Raw genomic sequence first — 23,859 nt, 5'->3', positions numbered from 1 at the left:
AACAAAACTCCTTAATAAAAAATAAAATAGGTAAATCCCCAAACCAGAAATTTACCATTTATAAAATAAGCTCGCCAACTACTTCCTATTTACAATTCTCTCCTTAACTTTAGTAGCTTTTCCTATTCTATCTCTTAAGTAATAAAGCTTAGCTCTTCTAACTTTACCATATCTAGTTACTTCTATATTTAAAACTTTAGGAGAGTGCAACAAAAAAGTCTTCTCTGTTCCAACGCCATAAGCTATTCTCCTAACAGTAAACGTTTCCCTAATTCCACCATTCTGTCTTTTTATAACTGTTCCTTCATAAATCTGAGTTCTTTCCTTACTACCCTCAGTTACAAGTATACTAACTTTAACAGTATCGCCTACATTAAAAGCAGGCACTTCCTCTTTCATATACTTAGATTCTATGTACTTAATCAATTCATTCATTTTTTACAACCTCCAAGTTTATTTATGATCTTCTAACAAATAAGGTTTAAATTTACGTGTTATCTCTAAGGATTTGGCATATCTCCATTTGTTTATTTCGTTATGATCTCCTGACAAAAGTACATCTGGAACACTTAATCCCATAAACTCACGTGGTCTTGTGTATTGAGGAAAATCCATCAAGCCTCCAACAAATGACTCGCTTTCTAAACTATGTTCGTTTATAACATTTGGCAAAAGTCTAACTATACTATCGATAATAGGAATAGCTGCCATCTCACCACCAGTTAAAACAAAATCGCCAATAGAAATTTCTTCATCTATAAAATTATAACACCTCTCATCAATTCCCTCGTAATGTCCACACAGAAATATCAAATGCTCTCGGTTTGATAACTCAATTGCCTTTTTATGATCAAAGGTACTTCCTCTTGGTCCTAGATATATTACCATATCTCCCATAGCTTTATTTACGCTATTTATAGCATTGTATATGGGCTCAACCCCCATTACGAGTCCTGCACCACCACCAAAAGGATAATCATCAACCTTTTTATGCTTGTCAACAGAAAAATCCCTAATATTTACCAAATTCATCTCTACGTTTCCGCTAGCCCTTGCTCTACCCACTATACTATAATTAAATACTTCAAACATATTCGGGAACAAAGTTAAGATACTTATCTTCATAACAACCAACTCTTTACAGGTTTAATAATTATCTTCTTCTGGAAAACATCTATATCTAAAACTACTGATCTTAAAATAGGAATCAGTAACTCATCATTGTCATCTGACTTCTTTATCCAATACACATCGTTATTTTTAGTCTTTATCACATCTGCAATTTTACCTAAAAATAAACCGTTCTCATCATACACGCAACACCCTACTATATCTGCTACAAAATAATCTCCATCCTTAAGTGAAATATCCTCTCTCTTTATCCTCACGAATTTATTTCTTAATGACTCAGCATCATCACAAGAATCAAATTGACTAAATTTAATTACGACCCTCTTGTTTTTAAATTTCACAAATTCAATTTCAATTTCTTCCAAGTCGCTTTCATCCACATCATAACTACTCAAAAATACTTTATCTAATTTCTTAAATATATTAAGCTCCTCATCAAACGGCAAGACATTGACTTCACCTCTAACCCCATGAGGCTTAGATATTTTACCTATAGAAAAAAATCTAATCACAACAAACACCACAAATCTCTAAAACTAATTAATACCTGCCTTAATTAACAATCTATTAACTGCATCTGTCGGTTGAGCACCATTAGAAATCCACTTTCTTATTTCTTCTTCCTTAAAATTAAACTCAATTGGATCTTTCATAGGATTATAATTGCCAACTTCAGCTATAAATCTCCCATCTCTAGGACTTCTTGAATCAGCCACAACAATTCTATAAAATGGTCTTTTCTTACTTCCCATTCTTCTTAATCTTATTTTTACCATAATTTTTTCCTCCTGATTATTCAAAATTTCTATCCATTCACGCTAGAAAGGTAATTTAGGGAAAATTCCATTCTTTCCAAATTTACCTTTTCCAAATCCTTTAAACTGTTTCATAACCTTACTCATATTTTCAAAATCTTTTATCAATTTATTAACTTGCTGTATAGTACTTCCCGAACCTTTGGCAATTCTATTTTTCCTCGACGAAGAACCTATCAAAAGCTTAGGGTTACGTCTTTCAGCCAAAGTCATAGAATCTATAATAACTCCAATCCTCTGAAGCTCCTTCTCACTATCTTCTAAGTTTATCCCTTTAAGACCCTTCATGGAGCTTCCTATTCCAGGAATCATCTCCAATATTTTTGAAAAAGAACCTATCTTTCGCATTTGTTTCATAGCACTCTTAAAATCTTCAAAATTAAATTCGTTGGCAAGCATTCTTTCACTCAATTTTTGTGCTTCATCTTTATCGATAGCCTCTTGAGCCCTTTCGATAAGTGAAATAACGTCACCCATACCAAGTATCCTTGAAGCCATTCTGTCTGGATGAAATACCTCTAAATCATTTACTTTTTCACCAGTACCTATAAATTTAATATTCTTACCTATTACTTCCTTTATAGAAAGGGCTACTCCCCCCCTAGTATCTCCATCTAATTTCGTTAAAATAAATCCACTAATATCCAAATTTTCATCAAAGGTTTGGGCTACATTGACCGACTCCTGACCAATCATAGAATCAACGACCATCAAGATATCATCTGGATCAGAAATCTCTTTAATCTTTTTGAGCTCATCCATCAATTCTTCATCTATATGCAACCTACCTGCTGTATCTATTATTAACAAATTCGATGAACTATCCTTCGATTTCTCAAGTGCACTCTTCACAATTTCAACTGGACTAACTTCATTCCCCATCGAAAACATTGGAATGTTTATCTGGTTAGCCAAAACTTCCAATTGTTTTATAGCAGCCGGTCTATAAACATCGCAAGCAACTAACATAGGACTTTTACCCAACTTTCTACAATGAAGTGCTAACTTCGCCGCCATAGTCGTTTTACCAGCACCTTGAAGCCCTACAAGCATAATAACTGTAGTCCCACTATGTTTGAAATTCAATTTGCTTTGTTCATTTCCCATTATGAATTTTAATTCTTCATTTACTATTTTTATAACTTGCTGAGCAGGGGTTAGGCTATCAAGGACTTCTTCACCTAAGGATTTCTCACTTACGTTATTCACAAACCTTTTCACAACTTTATAATTGACATCAGATTCGAGTAAAGCCAATCTAACTTCTCTCATAGCAAGTTTTATATCTTGCTCAGATAACCTACCTTTGCCTCTCAGCTTTTTAAAAATCCCCTGAAGCTTATTCGCCAATCCATCAAAAGCCAATTCTACACCCCCGTTCTACATATTCTCAATAAAATTATACAAATCCAAATTTGAATCATAATCCAAATGCTTCATCAAGATCTCCACCAACACACCTTTTTTAACTTTGAGTTCCTCATCTTTCTCTAATACTTTTACCTTTTTCTCAAAAGCCTCAAGTTGATTCACACTATTGTTTATTGAATATAAGATTGACTGCCTACTAGAATTATTAATTTTTGCGATTTCGACTAACGACAAATCCTCAAAGAAATATAATTCTAAAATATATCTTTGTTTATCAGTTAAAAGATTTCCGTAGGCGTCTATGAGCAAAATTATGTAATTTCTATTCTCCAAATTCCTCTTATCCATTACCCAATCCATTCTAACATTATAAAAAAAATATGTCAAGTAAAACTACTTGACATATTAACTAAAACAATGCATCTACAAAATCCTCTGGAGAAAATTTTTGCAAATCATCAACACCTTCACCAACTCCTATATACTTAACTGGTATTCCTAACTTATCCTTTATTGATAAAATCATTCCTCCCTTTGCTGTTCCATCAAGTTTGGTTAAAATCAAACCAGTTATGTCTGCAACCTCTTTAAATTCAATAGCTTGATTGAGAGCATTTTGACCAGTAGTCGCATCAAGAACGAGATATATTTCCCTACTCACATTGTCACATTCTTTTTCAATAATCTTATTTATTTTCCTAAGTTCATTCATAAGATTCTTTTTGTTATGTAACCTACCTGCTGTATCACAAATCAAAATGTCCAAAGACTTCGCTTTAAAAGATTTTATAGCATCAAAAATAACAGCTGAAGAATCGGCTCCTTGATCATGCTTTATCATTTTCACATCTACTCTATCAGCCCAAACCTGTAATTGTTCTATAGCTGCTGCCCTAAATGTATCACCTGCTGCTATAATAACACTTTTATCTTCATTTTTAAAATGATTAGCAAGCTTACCGATACTTGTAGTTTTGCCAACACCATTTATCCCAATCATAACAATAATTTGGGGAAATTCCTCTTCTGATAATTCCGTGGTATCCTCTAACATATCGAGCATGATTTCTTTGAGTAGTGGTTTTATCATATCGGGATCTTTAATTTTTCTCTCACGTATTACACATTTTAATTTTTCTATCATCTGTGAAGCGACATCCACACTTATGTCACTCATAATAATCATTTCTTCAATTTCCTCATACAAATCTTCATCTATAGCTATTGCTATTCCGAGTATAGAATTTAACTTGTCCGTAAAATTCTCTCTAGTTTTATTTAGCCCCTGCTTTAACTTGGAAAAAAAATTATTAAGCACAGTAGTACCCCCTCACACTTTATAATTTGCCAGATTTATAGAAACAACTTTTGAAATTCCCTTTTCCTGCATAGTTACCCCATATATAACATCACTCGCTTCCATTATTATCTTTCTATGAGTTATTATTATAAATTGTATATTTGAGGAAAACTCTTTTAAAAATTCTGAGAATCTTAAAACATTACTATCATCAAGAGCAGCCTCTATTTCATCAAGAACACAAAATGATACTGGCTTCATTCTAAGAATTGCAAACAAAAGAGAAATAGCCGACAATCCTTTTTCTCCACCGGATAACAGATTCAGATTCTGAAGTTTTTTCCCTGGAGGCTGAACGATTATTTCTATATTGCTTTCAAGCTCATCCCCTTCTCCCAAAAATAAAGAAGCACTTCCACCTTTAAAGAGTTCTTTGAAAGTTTTATCGAAATTTTTATTCATGATTTCAAACTTTTCCAGAAAGATCTCTCTCATTTTTAAAGTTATCTCTTCAATAAATTCTTGAAGTTCCTTTTTACTTTTATCAAGATCCTCTTTTTGATGAGTCATGAATTCGACTTTTTTATTTAGCTCTTCATACTCTTCGATAGCACCAAGATTTATATTTCCTAAATCTGATATATTCTTTTTCAAAGTTACAACTTTCACTGTAAAAGAATCGATATCAGAGTTTGTTAAAAAATACTTTTCATTTTTGCTTCCATTGAATTCAATATCATACTCATTATGTAATTTATAGCTAAGAGCATCAAACTCTGTCTCTAGCTTAGCAATTTTTATATTCAAAGAATTTATGAGATTTTCAAATTTATATGATCTTTGATTCGTATCCTCTATATATGTACTTATCTCTTTGACCTTATTTTTAAGATCATTTTGCCTAATTGTATACTCGTCAAATTTCTTTTCGTTTTCTAAATTATGGTTAGTAAGAATATTAATTTTCTCCTTCAAGTCTTCAGTATTACGTATATGATTTTTTATCTTATCTTCGATACCATAAATCTCTTTTCTTATACTTTCATTAATCAAAGTTATCTCTTTTTTATCTAGTGCAATCCTCTCGATTTCATAATTAATATTTGAAATATTCCCCTCTATTTTTGATTTTTCAATTCTATCTAAAGCTATTTTATCTTCCTCAATTTTTAATTTTTCATTGCATAAAGCTATTTTTTCACTTATGTCTTCTATATTTTTCTTTACGCTTTGATATACATCTTCATTAAATATACATTCGCTATTTAATTTTTCAATGCCACTTTCCTCATTCAAGATATAATTTTCCAAATTCATCAAACTATTATTTCTGGTATTCATTTCCTCGATCTCTCGAATTCTATTCTTATTTTTAAAATCTACTTCATTGTCTATTCTTAACAAATCAATTTTCAAATCTTGAATGATAGTCTCGATTCTCTTGGAATTTGAATTTAATTCTTCATATTTATTTTGATACTCAAAATATTTTTCTTCAATTTGCTTAACATTAATTAAACTTTGCTTTATTTCAGCTCTTTGTTCTTCAATCTTTCTCTTTCTACCCAATATGTTTGTATTTTTAAAATGATTGTTACTTCCTCCAGTTATAGAACCTCCTGGATTAATAATTTGGGAATCAATGGTCACTATTTTACTGGAAAAGTTTATAAATTTGGCAATATCAATACCATTATCTATGGTATCACAGATTATAGTTTTACCGAGAATGTTTCTAGCAATTTTAATAAATCTCTTATCAACATCTACAAGATTAATAGCAAAATCTATAAATCCATTTTGCTCCTCAATACCCGTTATAGTTTTTACATTAAAATCTTTAATTATATTGAGAGGATGGAATGTAACCCTACCACCATTATTCCGTTTTAAATAATTGATAATCTCTTTGATTATGTAATCATTTTCTGTAATTATATCTGATATATGTCCTCCAATTGCAGTTTCTATTGCGAGTTCATACTTTTGCTTGGTACTAAAAATGCTTCCTACAATGAAACATTTATCCTTAAACATAGATAAAGTTCCATTATTTATTTCATTCATTAAACTTTTTCCAGTTCGACTAAACCCATCATAATTACTTTCAAACTGGATCATCATATCCAAATTTGTTTTTTGAACTACAATTGATTTATTAAGTTTATCCAGTTCTGCTTTATATGTATTTACCTTTCTCTCAATATCATTAATCAAAATTCCAATGTCAGTTAAATCATTTTGATTATCGAGTAAATTTTTATTTTTTATTTCCCTTTTAAATTCTTGTTCTTGAATATCATTCTCTATATCATAAATTCTTTTTTGTATCATACTTATTTCAATTTTCAAAGAATCTCTTTCGTGTATCAATGATTCAAAATTTGAATTCATAAACCCAATTTTATTTCTTATAGTTGTGTTAGTTTCAAAGAGCTCTAATTCTTGCAATTTAAATTTTTCCAATTGAGAATTCATATCCTCTATTTGGTGCTTTTTATCTTGAACAATTTTTTTAAATTCATTTATATAATTACACAACTCCTCAAGATCATTTTCGAATTTAGCTCTTGTTTTATCAATTATATTTTCCTTTGACTCTATGTTATCTAGCTTAAAATTATTTTCATCCAACTGTTTTTTATAAATAGCGTTTGAATTATTAAGGACATTTATACTATTATTTTCCAAATTCAATTCATTAGTAATGGATTGAATTTTATCTTTTATTTCGTAAAAATTACTGCGATTCTCTTTTTCTTCATTGACTAACTGATTTAAAATATTTTCAAATTTCTCTTTATCATTTTCCAAAGATGCCTTTTCATCATTTACATTATTTAATTCTTTGCAATTATAATTCAGCTCAACTTTCAAATCTCTAATTTCACTATAAATTTTATGTACTTTATTTGAAAATAGCAGAATCTCAATCTCTCTAAGTTCTTTAGACAATTTTAAGAACTGTTTTGCTTTATTTTTTTCAATATACAAAGGCTTCATGTACTCATTATAGGTACTCAATATATGATTTATCCTTATTAAATTTTCATTTGCTTGATCAATTTTATTTTGTGCTTCATCTTTTTTAAATTTATACTTTGTTATACCAACAGCCTCTTCTATAAGTGCTCTCCTATCATCAACCTTACCACTTAATATTGCTTCTATCCTTCCTTGACCTATTAGCGAATAGCCTTCCTTTCCTATTCCTGTATCAAAAAACAACTCGTGTATGTCTTTAAGTTTACATACCTTATTGTTGATCAAATATTCACTTTCACCTGATCTGTACAATTTTCTAGAAACTGTTAATGTGGAATACTCTATTGGAAGTTCTCTTTTTGAATTATCTATACTAAGAGAAACCTGAGCCAAAGATATTGGTTTCCTGAATTGAGTCCCTGAAAATATAATGTCCTCCATTTTGCCACCACGCAAAGTTTTCACACTTTGCTCACCAAGACACCACCTTATAGCATCTGAAATATTGCTTTTTCCACTTCCGTTAGGTCCAACAACTGAGGTTATGCCTTGTCTAAATGTAAGCTCTGTGTAATCAGCAAATGACTTAAATCCTTTTATCTCTATAGATTTTAGAATCATATCAAAATTTTTATCCTCTCTGATAAAATTTTCAAATAACTAATCCTATAATTATACTTGTTAAAAATATAATTAATATTATTGAGGATACTATGGTTATCAACTTCTTTTTCGTATTCCTTTTCACAGAATTTCAACTCCTCAAAATAAATTAAGTAGCTAATTAGATTATTTAAATTTTACAACAAAAACAAAATAAGTTTACATAACTAAGTATGTAAACTTTTCACTAATTTTTCAATCTTTTTTTAATAGCTTGTTTATAATTGGCTCTAGTGACGATGTCAATTTCTCATATCCATTGACATTTAAATGGAGTCCATCATGAGTAAGTGAATTTATCAAATTACCATTCTTATCTGACAAAACGTCGAAGGCATCAACATAAAATAAATCTTTAAAATACTTTTTAAAATATTTAAGACTCTCATTCAATTGTACTATTCTAGAATTTTCTCTTCCTCCTCCTACAACATCTTTTCCATATCTTTTTTCATCACATGGCAATATCGATATCAAAACTATATTTACTCCCCCAAGTATTATCTTTAATTCTGTTACTATCCGTGCGATATTTAAAATTATTTCCCCATCTCGTTTATCATTGTATTCACTCATATCGTTTGTTCCAACTAGCAATACGACAGTATCAGGTTTATGACGCACGACACCTTGCTTAATTATATTGAACATTCCCTCAGTAGTTATTCCAGATATGCCACAATTAAATAATTTATCTTTAATATTTGGGAAGAATCTATTTAAATCATAATCTCTAATTAACGAATCTCCTAAAAAAACTATTTCCTTTCTTATATCAGTATCCCACTTGGTAGAAAGCACATCATTCAAAAAATTAACCATGTATTCTTCAATTTGAAATTTTTCATATAAATATTCTTTATTTGACATTATAAAAAATCCTCTTTAATTAAAATGAATTATATTTATATACCTATTCGACATTGCTCAATCAAATAAACATATTTAATAAAATATATTTATAATTTCTATGAATTTACTTTTTTGTAAAAATAAACTGTGGATTTTTAAAAACCCAAAATCCACAGCTTGTATAATGAACCAACCATATGTATTAATTATCCCATTCTAAAATTGACTTTTTACCATCTTGCTCATCTTCGTCTTTGGATGTAAGCTCTATATTGAAAGGTACAAAAACATATATTCCCTTTTCAATTTCCTGAAGCTCCGCATTCAAAACATAACTCGCTCCACATAAAAAATCCAACATCCTATGAGCTATTTTGGAATCTAACAAAGTTGTATTTATCAATATTATTTTTCTATCCTTTAAATCCTCACATATATTGAGAACGTCACTATACACAACCGGTTTAACAATTCTCATTTTCGTATCGCCATAAAACTTGTTGTCATTTTTGCCCACTATAGATTTAAAATTTGTAATTTTGCCAAAATCTTTATTTAAATCATTCTTAGTGTTCATCTCTTCACTCATTTCATCTTCAAACTCAAATTCTCCATCTTTAAGCCCAAAAAATCCCCAAACCTTATCCGCTGCATTTTTTAGTCCCATACCAACACTTCCTCCTTCAATCTAAACTACGAAACAAACAATAAACTAAGCAAAACTAATCTACATTATTTTTATCCAATTGAGGGAAATATATTTTTTCCAAAGTGATAACATTCTTTAAAGGTTAGATATTATATTTTTGAAATAATCTGGAATTTTTACCTTAAATTCTATATATCTCTTCGTACTTGGATGTACGAACCCTATAACTCTAGCATGAAGAAGTTGCCCTTCATTATATATATCATTTTTTTTCAATCCATAAACAGAATCTCCAACTATAGGAAATCCAATACTGCTCATATGGACTCTAATCTGATGAGTCCTCCCCGTATGAAGTTTACACAAAACCAGAGAATGTTTATGGTATCTCTTTAAAACTTTAAATTCTGTTATAGCACTTTTACCATTACTATTTTTAACAATCGCCATTTTAATTCTGTCCTTAGGATGTCTTCCAATGTTACCGGAAACCGTCCCTTCAGAATCTTTAATTACACCATTTAACAAAGCAACATACTCTCTTCGTATCGAGTGAACTTTAAATTGCTCACTCAAAAACCTATGAGAAAAATCATTTTTTGCAATAACCAATACGCCAGACGTATTTTTATCAATTCTATGTACAATTCCAGGTCTTTCGATTCCGTTAATAGCGGACAAATCTTTATAGTGATGCATTAAGGCATTAACTAAAGTACCCGTATTTATATTTTGTGCAGGATGAACTATCATTCCCTGTGGTTTGTTTACAACAATAATATCTATGTCCTCATAAACAATGTCTAAAGGTATATCCTCTTTTTCAATGGATAATTTCTTAATTTCACGATCTAAAATAGAAATTTTATCATTTAATCTTAACCTATAGGAAACTTTCACAACTTTATCATTTACCATAATCTTTTTGTCTAAAATTAATTTTTGAATAAAACTCCTACTATAAAGCTCCCCAAGATAATCCAACAAAACTTTATCAAGTCTAAAATTCAAATACTTTTCACTATCAACAACAATTTCTTTCATACGTTAACCTATAAACAAACTGCACCGAGTACAATAAATGACTCCAGTGCAGTATAGAACAAACTTTATGTTTCACTAACAAAAAACTTCTTTATATTTTCAAGATCAGAATCAAGCTCTTCCGAATTTCCAAATCTGGATGCAAGCTCATCCTCAGATCCAAAATTCTGTATCGAATGCCCCTTATCCTCTTTATTGATTTTTTCCAATTCTAAATTAGACTCTTTATCAAAATTTTCATCTTCCTTAACGCTTTCAAGTGTTGCTTCATTAACTTTATTCAAATTATAATTTTTGATAAAATCCTTCTCCAAGTCTTCAAAAGTTTCCATCTGCACAGTTATAAAATTCCTAAATTTAGCCCTAAATTTCACAAACTCCTGCTTTAATTTATCATATTCGTGCGTTATAGATACCACATCAGTGTGTGCTTTATCCAATATCTTTTTAGCAGAATCATTTGCATGCTTTATAACCATATCTGCTTCCTTCTGAGAAGAAATTTTAGCTTGCTCAGCTGCATTCTGAGCCAATAACAATGTATTTTGTATAGTTGATTCTATCTTGGCATAATGCTCAATCTTTTCATTCATGGCATTAATTTTCTCTTTTAATAAAGAATTCTCTTTAAAAAGCTCCTCGTAATCTTCGACGATCTGATCCAAAAACTCATCTACTTCTTCTGGATCATACCCCCTGAGCATTTTCCTAAATTCCTTATTAGTAATATCAACCGGAGTTAATTTCACAAACATTCACCTCAAAACTTTCATTCAAATAAATTTATCTACAATAACTTTAATTTTATTTTTAGCTGTACTACCCAAGTTTTCCCTAATTTTAAATTTACCATAACCACTTATGGTAATTATATCATACTCACAAACCTTTGTATCAACATCTAACACCACAAATCCATTAAGCCTAACTTTCGAACTTCTAATTAAACTCTTAGCACTTTCCCTAGAAATATTTGTTAGAGCTGACACCATACAATCAATCCTAAGTGAGCCTACAACCCTATATAAAATTTCAAAATTTTTCCGAGGTAATTTATTAAATAATGCAAAACCAACATCAACACACACATTTTTGATCTTCTTCAAATTTTGAATAACATATTCTGCAAAACTTGTTACAATCGGAACATACGCACAATTACCTTCTAAAACCAAATCTCCCATTTTCTCACGAGTAAAACCCAAAGACATAATACCGCCCAAAAAATCCCTATGAGATAACTTAATAAACTTATCGTTATAAGAAATCCTCAAAACTCTAGCAACAGTATTAAAGATAGTATCTTCATCTATATCGTAATGAGAAAATGCAATAAGAACCCTTTGAGCATCATCCACGAATCCATACGAACAGACCTTCAAACCAATGACCGAAGGAACACATCTCAGCGAACTAAACACCATTCTATCATAAAAGACATCCGAAATCTTGATCTTCCCACTCCTAAGTGAAGCGATATACAAACTATATAGCTTGTCTATATTTTCACAAGAACCACTACAAATTTCTGAAAATCTATCTTTGGATAACAATTCTCTTACTTAGCCCAACTAAACAAACTACTCCTTGTTTGTATCTCTTTCTTCAATTCATTTGTAACCTCAACATTCGAAGGAGCCAATATATAAATAGATTTTTCAACTTCTTGAAATTCCGCATCCAAGGCATAACTCGCCCCACACAAAAAATCCACAGTCCTCTGAGCAACCTTAGGTTCTAGAATGGTCGCATTAACTATAACAATCTTCCTATTCTTTAGGTCGTCACAAATACCCAAAACCTCCTCATAAGCAACAGGCTTTATTATAGTCATCTTAGCTACATTAGCACCCGAATGAAGATTTACTACCTTACCACTCAAATTTGGCAAATCTGCTTGGCTATTTTGTTTATTAATGGAAAAAGTTTCATCAGGACTTTTTTGCTTATTTTCATTTTCAAAAACATCCTCATACTCATCTTTGAGACCAAAAAAACCCCAAACCTTTTCGGCCGCATTCTTCAAAGCCATATTTCCTACCCCCTATAATTTCTTTCACTTCTCTCTTGGCATAGAATATTCTACAAAAAAAGTCTATTTCCTTCTTTTATAGAATATATTTCAAAAATTATTCTAACAAAATTACCGGATAGTCCTTAGCTCTTACATCTATGTATCCTTTCATATTTTTAAATTTTTCATTTGAGTTTATGATATTTATCGCTAAGTTCAGCTTATCTCTCAAATCAGAATTGCTACCTATTTTTATTTGTATATTGTTGTATCCTATTATCACACTATGTACATTACTCAAATTTACATAATCAAATTTGATACTACTCTTATTCAAACTCAATAATTCGCTTAAATTTCTTATCCATCTTAGCTCTCTACTATCATCATCAAACAATATTTGACCATCCTTTATATCATCTGGTAAACTTACTCCGACTATCTCAATCAATTGAATATCTTTTTTACCTTCAGAAATATCTATAAGCTTTGCATCTTTATCAAATACGTAATAATTATCACTATTATACATATAGTAATAAGCATTGACCTCATTTATAATTAAATCTATTGTGTTTGGATAAATCTTCTTAAAGCTAACATTTTCTACGTATTTATTTCCCTTCAACACATCCACATCCGATTTTATTGAATGAAAAAATATATTTTTGTTATATAGTGAATTTATTTCCTTAATTATGTAATCTTCAGACAAAATTCTATTTCCCGAAATTTTTATATGCCTTATAGCAAAAATGGATGAGTTTACAAATATAAGCATAAACAATACGAATACCAAAAATATAAATATAATTCTTCTTAGAAGGAATATCCTTCTTCTCTTTATTAATCTATTTTTATTAATAATCTCTTTACTGTACTTAGTATTCAACAAATTACCTCATAAATATTTTTTACGATCTAATTCTATTTCTAGAAATATTTAAAAGAATTCCCATAGCAGTCATATTAAATAACAATGATGATCCTCCATAACTTATAAAAGGTAACGGTACCCCAGTTACGGGCATACTACCTGTAACAACGGCTAAATTTATTATTGCTTGTATTGCAATCACTGACGTAATTCCCATAGACATCAAAGTCCCAAAATTGTCCTTACACTTTATAGAAATAACAACTCCTCTCCATATCAAAACCGCAAATAATATAATCAACAACATGCCACCTAGAAATCCTGTTTCCTCAGCAATAACAGAAAATATAAAGTCATTGTGGGGTTCTGGTAAATAATACGCTTTTTGTCTTGACATCCCAAATCCTAATCCTAAAAATCCCCCAGATCCAAGTGCTAATAAAGACTGTATAAGTTGATATCCATCTCCTCTAGGATCTGCCCATGGGTCTAAAAAACTCAAAAGTCTTTTTAATCTATAAGGAGCTGACAATATCAACAATACACCAGCAAGCAAACCTACTCCCCCCAATGTAAATAGATGTCTTTTTCTAGCTCCAGAAATCGTTATAAGTATAAAAGTTACAAACATTATTACCGAAGTTATACTTAAGTTTTTTTCCGCAAGTACAAGAATTGCAAACAATCCTGCAACTAACAATGTCGGAAAAATTCCTCTCCAAAACTTTTTTATTTCATCACCCTTTTTGTCTAAACTCTTTGCTAAATATAGTACAACAACATATTTGGCCATCTCAGATGGCTGAAGTGATAATGGTCCTATTTGTATCCATCTTTGTGCACCATTTATTGGAGGAAATAAGAATACTAACAGTAAAAGTATTATCGTTACAATCATCAAGACTATTATCAATCTAGCATTTTTCAATCTGTTATAATTCCAAGTCATGAAGAAAAACATGGAAAATCCCCCAATTACTATAAACATTAACTGTTTTTTTAAATATGCCATACTATCATGTAGCTCATTTGCCGCTCTATATGAGCTAGCACTGTATATCATAATTGCTCCTATAGCAACAAGAAGGATAACAGTATAAAAAAGAACATAATCTATTTCACCATCAGCTTTATTTAATCTGAGTAATCTTGAAATCCTAGTTTTATGTTTTATATCATTACCTTTTTCTTTCATGTATAAATTATTTCCTTTCACAATAATAAAAAAGATAAAACACATGCTATTAAAGTAACTATTCCAAAAACATATACAACCTTATTTTCACTCCATCCAATATGCTCAAAGTGGTGATGTATTGGAGCCATTTTAAATACTCTTTTTTTAGTAAGCTTATACGAAATTACCTGAATTATAACTGACAGTGTTTCAACAACGTACACTATACCAACCAAAATCAAAATCACTTCTATTCCTAAAATAAAAGCACTTACAGAAACAGCTCCTCCCAATGCAAGAGAACCAGTATCCCCCATAAAAACCCTAGCTGGATTAATATTAAAAATTAGAAAAGCCATAAGTGCTCCAATCAAAATAAATATAAATATACCTAAATCAATATCTCCAAATACAAAACTAGCCAAAAACAAAAATGTAAGAACAATTATTGTTACTGTAGTAGCTAGTCCATCTAATCCATCAGTTAAATTAACTGCGTTTGTCACACCTGTAAAATACAAAAACAGAAATGGTAAATAAAAATGTAAAAGTTCAATATTCAAATTAAGCACAGGTATATACAAAACTGTACTGTAATCATTTGATAAAAGATAAATTATGTAAGTCACAACTAGTAACAATATCATTTTCTGATATGCCCTTAATCCTAAATTCTTTCTTCTCTTTATCTTTAAATAATCATCCAAAAATCCAATAAACCCAAATGCTAAAAATGATATCATAGCGAAAATTGCATTGTTTTTTAAAGTTTTTACATAGAATATGGAATAACAAATAGTTATTAAAAAAGTCGGTACTATGAAAATAACTCCACCTATAGTGGGCGTCCCCTGTTTTTTCATATGTGTCTTAGGTCCTTCTTCTCTTATGCTTTGTCCATATTTCATCTTGTGCAATACTGGAATCATAATTTTCCCAAATAGATACGTCAAAATAAATGAACACGCTAAAGGAAGAAACATCTCTATGATAATTCCCATTCTCTCAACAACTTAAACTTATTTTAAAAATAAGTGAAAGCCCCCCCTTTTCAAAATTTTTCCTTTATTATATTTGCAACCTTCTCAAATTTTAACGATCTGGAAGCCTTTATCAAAATTGCTTCTCTACCGATCAAAATATTATGTATCTCATTTTTAAAATCATCTATAGATTCAAAGCAGAAACAGTTTTTAATATTTCCAAAATACCTTTTGTATTCATACCTATATTCACCTATAGCCACAAGCTTATCAACCCTAGAGTTTAAGTACTTAGAAATTTCACCATGGTAATACTTAGATTTATCTCCTAATTCATTCATATCCCCTAAAATACAAACTTTTTCTTTATTAGTGTATAAACTTAGTACATCTATACTACTCTTCATGGAAGTCGGTCCAGCATTGTAGCAATCATTTATAATAATCATATCTTTATGTTCAAATACTTCTTGTCTCAATTCAGAAATACTTAAAAGCTCTAATCTAGATTTCAGCAAATCAATAGGTACATCAAAAATTTCACATATTTTAAAACCAATAAGAGAATTCAACACATTGTGCTTTCCGAGCAGTGGCAAAGTCACTCTTTCCTTTTCTCCATTGTATAAAATATCAAATTCTGTAAAAGACGAAGTTAAATTAATATTATCGGCATACAAATCACACTCTTGTGTAAATCCTACTCTAAGTGTTTTAAAACCACAATTTACATTGCTTAGCAATTTATCTTCGTTATTTAAGATAAGTACACTATTGTCACTAAAATAATTGATAATCTCCATCTTAGCTTTTAATATATTCTCACTAGTTTGAAAATACTCTATATGGTTTTCAGCTATATTAGTTATAATGCCTATATTAGGTCTTAATATGTTAACTAAATAATCAATTTCTCCAAACCTATTCATTCCCAGTTCAAAGACACACACTTCAGAATCGTCATCAATATTAACAAGAGATATAGGCATTCCCAAATGATTATTCAAATTACCTTGTGCCTTGTACACCTTGTACTTTGAAACCAAAAAGTCGTATATAATGTCCTTTGTTGTTGTCTTGCCAACTGATCCTGTTACAGCGATTACATCAATATCCAACTTATTTCTTACATAAATAGCTAATTTTTCTAAGGCCTCTAAAGTATCTTTAACAAGTATAATTGAGATATCAGGATATTTAATTTCTCCAATATCAAAATATTTTTTATCTATTATACATAACCTTGCTCCACCCTTTATTGCATCTAGAACATATTTATTTCCATCGAAATTTTTACCGTTAATGGCTAAAAAAATTTCTTGACCATTTAAACTTCTGGTATCAATCGATATTTTATCAAAACTATTTTGCCTACCATTTATTAATAATTTTCCAGATATGCAATCCAAAATCTCTTCCAAATCCAATCTCATTTATGTCACATCCTCTAATAACTAACAACTTTCTCGAAAAATATTTTCTATAATTTCCTTTTCATCAAAATGTATAACTTTATCTTTTAAAATTTGATAATCTTCATGACCCTTACCTGCTATAAGAATTATATCATTGGCTTTTCTATTTTTTATAGACTTTTTTATCGCATCGAATCGATTTACTATGATTTCATAATTCGATTTTTCAATACCACTTTCTATGTCTTTTATAATTTCTATAGGATCCTCACTCCTTGGATTATCCGACGTTAAATAAACATAATCACTTAATTCAGAAGCTATCTTACCAATCAAAGGACGCTTTTCTTTATCCCTATCCCCACCACAACCTATAACGCAAATTATCCTACCAGTTGCTATATATTTAAGAGTATTGAGACAACTTTTTACTCCGTCTGGGGTATGAGCATAATCCAGATATATATCACAATCAAGATTATATTTTTTAGAAACATTTTCGAGGCGTCCACTTACAAAAACACTTTTTAAACTTTCACGTATAACGTTAACGGATATCCCTTCATTTAATGCAATAATTATGGACGGCAATGCATTATAAATGTTGAATCTCCCAACTAAATTATAATCAAATTTATATTCTCTGCCAAATTTATCACATATAACAAAATTGGTTTGATTTTTTTGTAAAACAATGTGTTTAGCGATAAAATCACTCTTTAAATCATCTATCCCATATGTAATAACATTTGAATCAATTCTATTTATAATTTCTTTCCCATAGTTATCATCACTATTAATAATTTTTTTATGACTCATATCAAATAATTTAAATTTAGCATTGAAATAGCTCGAAAAATTTTTATGAAAATCCAAATGATCCTGAGTTAAATTAGTGAAAACACCATAATCAAATTCAATTCCATAAACTCTATCAAGTTCTAATGCGTGTGATGAAACTTCCATAAAACAATATTCAACACCATTGTTGTACATATCGTTAAGTATGCTATTTAATTGTATCGCTCCAGGAGTTGTTCTATTAGACTTTATCTTTATGTCATTAATAAAATTATTTATAGTCCCAATTAATCCTGTTTTAAATCCAGCGTTACGAAAAATTTCCCTCAATATAAACGTTGTTGTAGTTTTACCATTTGTACCCGTAATACCTATAATCTTTATCTTCTCATACAATCTTCCAAAATAATTTATAGAAGCAATAGATAACGCTTTTCTAGTATCCTCTACAGATATAATCGTGCAGTCCAAATTTGTAGGTAGATTCTTTTCAAATCCTTTTTCCACAACTACAGAATCAGCACCTTTTAAAACAGCATCATGTATGAAATTATGACCATCAAAATTATAGCCATTTATGCAGAAAAAAACATCTCCATCGTGAATATTGTTTGTATCATCTGTAATTCCATTAATTTCGATTTTATCAGATCCCAAAACCAGATTATAGTCAAAATTACTAAATAATTCTACTAACCTCATCTAGCCCTCCTTAATTCTGATTAAAACTAATGAATATCCTTTATACTGAAAGTCAACTCTACAGTATCACCTTTTTGAATTATTTTTCCAACTTCGATACTTTGACTTACCATTAGTCCTTCACCAGTTATTTTGTATTTTAGTCCTATACTTTCCAAAATCTCAATTGCTCCTTGTTTACTATATCCGTATAAATCTGGCATTAATATCTGAGTATCTATTTGTTCAGAGTTTCCTTTGTATATCATGACTTTAGTACCTTCTTTAATAGAATATCCTGGTTTAGGAGTTATATCTACGATCTTTTCACCTTCTCCATTAATTTCATATTCCAATTTCAATTCTTTCAATAATTGCTGACCATCATTAACATTCAAACCCCTAATTTCAGGGATTATAACATCTTTAAGTAAACTCTTTCTAACTTCATCATCAGTGGAAGATACATTTATCGACAAATAATTAAACAAATCCGAGAAAAGCTGTCTAGCTACAGGTGTTGTAATAACTCCTGCGTAGTACTCGCCAGCTGACGGCTCATCTATAGATATAAATATACTAATTTTAGGATCACTTGCAGGAGCAAATCCAACAAATGATGAAATATATTTTCCTGCTCCATAAGTACCAGTTTCTGAATCAACCTTTTGTGCTGTTCCTGTTTTACCTGCGATCTCATATCCTTCTATAAAAGCTCGCCATCCAGATCCTTCAGAAATAACTTTTTCAAGCAAATTCCTCATTAAAGCAGCACTCTCTTCACTCACAACTCGTCTTTCTGAATAATCTTCAAACCTCTTATCAACTATATAATTATACTTATCATCATAATAAGAAACTTCTTTAAATAAATGTGGTCTAACCCATACACCATCGTTAGCTACAGCATTAACTGCTGCCAAAAATTGAATTGGAGTTGTAGTATTTGTTTGACCAAAAGATATAGTAGCAAGATCTACCGTAGAAATATTCTCCGTCTTTTTAATTATTCCTTTTGCCTCTCCTGGTAAATCAACTCCCGTTTTTTGTCCAAACCCAAATTTTTCTATGTATTTATTCAAAGTTTCAGCACCTAGCCTTTCTCCAATGGCCATAAATCCAACATTACATGAATTTTGTAATATTTCGGCAAAACTCTGAGCTCCATGTCCAATTCTCTTCCAACAATGTATAATTCTTCCTCCGACTTCCTTATGTCCATCACAATGAAAAATATCACTTTCTGATACCAGTCCCTCTTCAATAGCTGCCATAGCTGTAACAATTTTAAATATTGACCCTGGCTCATATATGTCATTTACTGCCCTATTTCTCCATAATTGTTGCAGTTCATCGTATGTACTAACTTCATCCCTAACAGTATTTGGATTAAAGTCCGGTTTATTTACCATAGCTAGTATTTCTCCATTTTCTGGATTGGTAACAATTATACTAACTGTTTTAGCCTGATTATCTGTTAAAGCCTGACTAGCCGCCTTTTCTGCAAAAAATTGAATTTTTTCATCTATAGTGAGAACTACATTTTTCCCATCAATAGGATCGATATACTCACTTATCGAATAAGGTAAATCTCTTGATTTTGCATCTAATTCAACTATCCTAAATCCATCAACTCCCGTAAGTTCTTCATCATACATCAATTCAATACCCGTTAACCCTTTACCATCAATGTCGGTCGAACCGAGCACATGAGACAAATATGAATTATTAGGATAATACCTTTTTGTATCGGGAGAAACTATTACTCCTGATATATTTAACTCCTTAACTTTATCCACCTTTTGTTTCTCAACTCTCCGTACTAAATAAGCTGATCCAGCTGGATTACCTTTACTATCCTTAGTATTCAAGACTTTAAGTACTTTGTCTGTATTCATTTCCAATGCTTCAGCCATTTTAGGTGCTATATCCTCAACAGTCAATGAATTTTTCTCTAAATACTCCCTAATTGTTTTTAAATCTAAATCTACTCTATAAACATTTGCACTAACTGCCAATTCTTTCAAATTTCTGTCTAAAATCGATCCTCTTTTTGCTTGAATTTTAACGGAACTAGTCCACTGGTCTTCAGCAATTGCATAATACTCTTCTCCCTTTATTATCATAACTCTAAAAAGATTTAATACTATTGCCACTATTAAGAAATAAAATATAAACATAGTCACGAGTGCCCTTTTTTTAGTCAAAAATTTATCTGTAAATTTCTGTTTCATAGCATGCCCTCTTAGCAAAATAAAAAGGTTATTCCTGATATTAACGATTTCTACCGAATAGTTGATCATATATTTTCAGAAGAAACGGTTTATCCGGATGATTTTGTTCTTCCACATCAAAATTATCATTATTCAAATCTACAAATACTGATTCTCCCAATTTAGGAGGACTCATATCTAAATATTCAGCATATTCCATTATTTTATCAAACCCCTTCAAATTTAAAATTTCAAGTTGCAAACTCTCTAATTCCTGCGTAGCTCTATTAATTTCATTTTTTATCTCAGTTATTTCTCTTTGCCTTTTATAAATTTTAGAGCTACTCAAAATCAGAAGAATTCCACATATTATAAAACACACGAGAATACAAAAAAAGCTTCTTCTAACGCAAATATTTAGTGAACGTCTTTTTATATCTTTATATACATCACTGTCGAATTCTTTTTTTATATTTTCGTCTTTACCCATAATTATGTACCCCCAAAGTATTTTATTACATATTTATATATTTCTAATTTTATACTTTTTCAGCTACTCTTAATTTTGCAGATGAAGATCTAGAATTTACCTTTAATTCATCCAAAGATGGTGATATTGGTTTCTTATTCAATATATTTATTTCTTTCTTTTTACTGCAACAACATATAGGTAAATCCTTAGAACATATACAGTCCATAGATAAATATTTAAAAACCTTTTTCACTATTTTATCTTCTAACGAATGGAAAGTTATAATTACAATTCTTCCACCAATACTTAAACTATTTATCGAATCTATTATAGAGTTTTCCAAAATCTCCAATTCCCTATTAACTTCTATTCTCAAAGCCTGAAAAACCTTTTTTGAAGAATGTCCTCTAATCCTACTCTCATAGCCTGGAATAACTTTGTCTATTATTTCAACTAAATCAAAAGTCATCCGTATTGGTTTAATATTCCTTCTCTTTATAATGCTAGAAGCAATTTTTTTATGGTATCTTTCCTCTCCATAAATTTTAAATATTTCAGACAATCTCTCTTCACTGTAAGTATTAATAATACTCTCAGCTGTTAACTCATTAGATCTATCCATACGCATATCAAGTACACTATTCCGCATATAACTAAACCCTCTATCTTCTGTATCAATTTGATGTGAAGATACGCCAAGATCCATCAAGATACCATCTACTCTTTCTAAATCCAAACTTTTAATTATAAAGTTTATATTTTCAAAATTTCCCTTAATAATTTTAATATTTTCTATCCCTTCAAATTTTTTTACGCAATACTTAATTGAATAATCATCTTGATCAATAGCAATAAGTTTCCCATCACTATTTAATCTTTTTAAAATTTCATAAGAATGTCCTCCTCCTCCAAGTGTACAATCTATATAAACTCCATTTGGTTTTATATTGAGAGCATCTACACATTCATTCAACATTACTGGAAAATGTTCAAATTTCAAAAATATTCCTCATTTCTTACCAATATAATTACTAAATCAATTATATATTTTTGAATTATAAAAGAAAATATGTATATTCTATATTTTTGGAAATTTTTCCATATAAACATAAATGCCAAATTTCAAAATGAAATCTGGCTTTATTATTTAAAAAATCTTAGAATGAACCATATTAGATTCATTAAATATATTCTTAAACTCATAAATAACATCATCGAGCTTTATTCTATTCAGCACATCAAGGTACTCAAATAAATTTGATCTATTTTTTATTAATACAATCATTAAATTTGAAATATTGTCTACACTATTGAACAAACTTATGTAATTTCCCTGCATAGACCTCTTAACTCTATCAAATATATTTTTATCTTTCGAAAAATCATATTTAGAATAATAATTAAACAAATTCTCTGCTAAGTACTTAAATTTCTCTCCATCTCCATAAAACATATAATGACCATAATCATTCCCACGAGAGTATTCAGTATAATAACTTCCATCAATAATCTTACTCTTATAAATTTTATCATAAAAATCCGAGGTTGCTCTAAAATAAATCCTATGTATCATTTCAAAAACAATAAGTTTCCTTACATAATCAGTATCTGTCGAATTTATTAAAGTCATATCTTTAAATCCTAAAATGTTGGTCGGTACATTCATTCCCATATTTTCCTCAACATAGTGTTTATTGATTGGTGAATATGCATTGAACTTTTCTCGTATAACATCAGGCTTTATCTTATCTTTTACATATTTACTTAAGATGTGTTTAGCCTCACTCACATCTACATTTCCTACGATGGTAAGAAACATATTATTATTTGAATAAAAATTTTCATAACAATCTTCAAGATGATTTTTCGTTATAGCATTTGCTGTATTGTTATCTCCAAGTATATCGTTTCTTATAGGATGATCTTCGTACATTGTAGTAATAAAATTTCTATATACTTTAGTGTAAGGGTCGTCATCATACATCTTGATTTCTTGTTCTATTACTAATTTTTCACTTTCCACACTCTCTTCGCTTAAATTTAATCCATAAATCATTTCGCACAAATATCTTATACAATCTTCAAATTTATCTGTGGTATTAAAATAGTAATTTGTTACATCGTAAGTTGTATAAGCATTCACATCCGCTCCTATTTTAGAGAATTTTTTAAAAACCTCATCTTTCTCATTACCATCGAACATTTTATGTTCTAAGAAATGTGCAATTCCCAAAGGATACCTTTTGAAATTCTTATCACTGTCAATCTTGAAAGAAATATCATTCGAACCATATTTTACTACAAATGAACATAACACATTAGAAAATTGTTTCTTTTCCATAACGTAAACATGTAATCCATTGACTTTAAAAACCTGTATAGATTCTTTCAATTTATCGTCTTTAAATACTTTCAT

The 23,859-nt window shown here is 29.9% G+C and carries 23 protein-coding genes; all 23 read right to left on the bottom strand.

Annotated features, from left to right (window positions below):
• Positions 1 to 78: 78 nt before the first annotated feature.
• Positions 79 to 435, bottom strand: a complete 357-nt coding sequence (gene rplS / locus AALI31_RS03710; RefSeq protein ID WP_489885181.1) for a 50S ribosomal protein L19 — start codon at positions 433 to 435, stop codon at positions 79 to 81.
• A gap of 18 nt (positions 436 to 453) precedes the next feature.
• Positions 454 to 1,125 carry a tRNA (guanosine(37)-N1)-methyltransferase TrmD gene (trmD, locus tag AALI31_RS03705; RefSeq protein ID WP_489885180.1) on the bottom strand — a complete coding sequence of 224 codons (672 nt, stop codon included), beginning with the start codon at positions 1,123 to 1,125 and terminating at the stop codon, positions 454 to 456.
• Positions 1,122 to 1,643 carry a ribosome maturation factor RimM gene (gene rimM / locus AALI31_RS03700; RefSeq protein WP_489885179.1) on the bottom strand — a complete coding sequence of 174 codons (522 nt, stop codon included), beginning with the start codon at positions 1,641 to 1,643 and terminating at the stop codon, positions 1,122 to 1,124. The genes trmD and rimM overlap by 4 nt, the downstream gene beginning before the upstream one ends.
• A 24-nt stretch (positions 1,644 to 1,667) precedes the next feature.
• The gene (gene rpsP / locus AALI31_RS03695; RefSeq protein WP_489885366.1) at positions 1,668 to 1,910 is read right to left on the bottom strand and encodes a 30S ribosomal protein S16; all 243 of its coding nucleotides are present in this window, start codon (positions 1,908 to 1,910) and stop codon (positions 1,668 to 1,670) included.
• 39 nt (positions 1,911 to 1,949) lie between these two features.
• The gene (gene ffh / locus AALI31_RS03690; RefSeq protein WP_489885178.1) at positions 1,950 to 3,311 is read right to left on the bottom strand and encodes a signal recognition particle protein; all 1,362 of its coding nucleotides are present in this window, start codon (positions 3,309 to 3,311) and stop codon (positions 1,950 to 1,952) included.
• Between the two features lie 15 nt (positions 3,312 to 3,326).
• Positions 3,327 to 3,665: a sigma factor-like helix-turn-helix DNA-binding protein gene (locus AALI31_RS03685; RefSeq protein WP_489885177.1), complete on the bottom strand. Its 339-nt coding sequence runs from the start codon at positions 3,663 to 3,665 to the stop codon at positions 3,327 to 3,329.
• 61 nt (positions 3,666 to 3,726) lie between these two features.
• Positions 3,727 to 4,635, bottom strand: a complete 909-nt coding sequence (ftsY, locus tag AALI31_RS03680; RefSeq protein ID WP_489885176.1) for a signal recognition particle-docking protein FtsY — start codon at positions 4,633 to 4,635, stop codon at positions 3,727 to 3,729.
• Between the two features lie 12 nt (positions 4,636 to 4,647).
• Entirely contained in the window at positions 4,648 to 8,223 is a 3,576-nt protein-coding gene (gene smc / locus AALI31_RS03675; protein WP_489885175.1) for a chromosome segregation protein SMC, read from the bottom strand.
• A gap of 237 nt (positions 8,224 to 8,460) precedes the next feature.
• A complete protein-coding gene (locus AALI31_RS03670; protein WP_489885174.1) occupies positions 8,461 to 9,135 on the bottom strand; it encodes an SGNH/GDSL hydrolase family protein in 675 nt (224 codons plus the stop codon).
• A 184-nt stretch (positions 9,136 to 9,319) separates the two neighbouring features.
• Entirely contained in the window at positions 9,320 to 9,784 is a 465-nt protein-coding gene (locus tag AALI31_RS03665; RefSeq protein WP_489885173.1) for a cell division protein SepF, read from the bottom strand.
• 117 nt (positions 9,785 to 9,901) lie between these two features.
• The gene (locus AALI31_RS03660) at positions 9,902 to 10,810 is read right to left on the bottom strand and encodes an RluA family pseudouridine synthase (RefSeq protein WP_489885172.1); all 909 of its coding nucleotides are present in this window, start codon (positions 10,808 to 10,810) and stop codon (positions 9,902 to 9,904) included.
• A gap of 65 nt (positions 10,811 to 10,875) precedes the next feature.
• Positions 10,876 to 11,559 carry a DivIVA domain-containing protein gene (locus tag AALI31_RS03655; protein ID WP_489885171.1) on the bottom strand — a complete coding sequence of 228 codons (684 nt, stop codon included), beginning with the start codon at positions 11,557 to 11,559 and terminating at the stop codon, positions 10,876 to 10,878.
• Positions 11,560 to 11,583: 24 nt separating this feature from the next.
• Positions 11,584 to 12,363: a YlmH/Sll1252 family protein gene (locus AALI31_RS03650; RefSeq protein ID WP_489885170.1), complete on the bottom strand. Its 780-nt coding sequence runs from the start codon at positions 12,361 to 12,363 to the stop codon at positions 11,584 to 11,586.
• 5 nt (positions 12,364 to 12,368) lie between these two features.
• On the bottom strand, positions 12,369 to 12,842 hold the full coding sequence (locus AALI31_RS03645; RefSeq protein WP_489885169.1) for a cell division protein SepF: 474 nt from the start codon (positions 12,840 to 12,842) through the stop codon (positions 12,369 to 12,371).
• 97 nt (positions 12,843 to 12,939) lie between these two features.
• Entirely contained in the window at positions 12,940 to 13,716 is a 777-nt protein-coding gene (locus AALI31_RS03640; protein WP_489885168.1) for a cell division protein FtsQ/DivIB, read from the bottom strand.
• A 22-nt stretch (positions 13,717 to 13,738) separates the two neighbouring features.
• Positions 13,739 to 14,896, bottom strand: coding sequence for a stage V sporulation protein E (gene spoVE, locus AALI31_RS03635; RefSeq protein ID WP_489885167.1), 1,158 nt, complete (start codon positions 14,894 to 14,896; stop codon positions 13,739 to 13,741).
• 17 nt (positions 14,897 to 14,913) lie between these two features.
• Positions 14,914 to 15,870, bottom strand: coding sequence for a phospho-N-acetylmuramoyl-pentapeptide-transferase (gene mraY / locus AALI31_RS03630; protein WP_489885365.1), 957 nt, complete (start codon positions 15,868 to 15,870; stop codon positions 14,914 to 14,916).
• Between the two features lie 59 nt (positions 15,871 to 15,929).
• Positions 15,930 to 17,294, bottom strand: coding sequence for a UDP-N-acetylmuramoyl-tripeptide--D-alanyl-D-alanine ligase (locus tag AALI31_RS03625; protein WP_489885166.1), 1,365 nt, complete (start codon positions 17,292 to 17,294; stop codon positions 15,930 to 15,932).
• A gap of 21 nt (positions 17,295 to 17,315) precedes the next feature.
• Positions 17,316 to 18,779, bottom strand: a complete 1,464-nt coding sequence (locus tag AALI31_RS03620) for a UDP-N-acetylmuramoyl-L-alanyl-D-glutamate--2,6-diaminopimelate ligase (protein WP_489885165.1) — start codon at positions 18,777 to 18,779, stop codon at positions 17,316 to 17,318.
• Between the two features lie 26 nt (positions 18,780 to 18,805).
• On the bottom strand, positions 18,806 to 20,992 hold the full coding sequence (locus tag AALI31_RS03615) for a stage V sporulation protein D (protein ID WP_489885164.1): 2,187 nt from the start codon (positions 20,990 to 20,992) through the stop codon (positions 18,806 to 18,808).
• A gap of 40 nt (positions 20,993 to 21,032) precedes the next feature.
• The gene (locus AALI31_RS03610) at positions 21,033 to 21,461 is read right to left on the bottom strand and encodes a septum formation initiator family protein (protein WP_489885163.1); all 429 of its coding nucleotides are present in this window, start codon (positions 21,459 to 21,461) and stop codon (positions 21,033 to 21,035) included.
• 49 nt (positions 21,462 to 21,510) lie between these two features.
• On the bottom strand, positions 21,511 to 22,443 hold the full coding sequence (gene rsmH / locus AALI31_RS03605; protein ID WP_489885162.1) for a 16S rRNA (cytosine(1402)-N(4))-methyltransferase RsmH: 933 nt from the start codon (positions 22,441 to 22,443) through the stop codon (positions 21,511 to 21,513).
• A 147-nt stretch (positions 22,444 to 22,590) separates the two neighbouring features.
• Positions 22,591 to 23,859 carry an EF-P 5-aminopentanol modification-associated protein YfmH gene (gene yfmH / locus AALI31_RS03600; protein WP_489885161.1) on the bottom strand — a complete coding sequence of 423 codons (1,269 nt, stop codon included), beginning with the start codon at positions 23,857 to 23,859 and terminating at the stop codon, positions 22,591 to 22,593.

The organism is Anisomitus miae (SeqCode), from assembly GCF_054906395.1.
The sequence above is the reverse complement of the archived record's forward strand: the minus strand, read 5'-3'. Positions and strand labels throughout refer to the sequence as shown.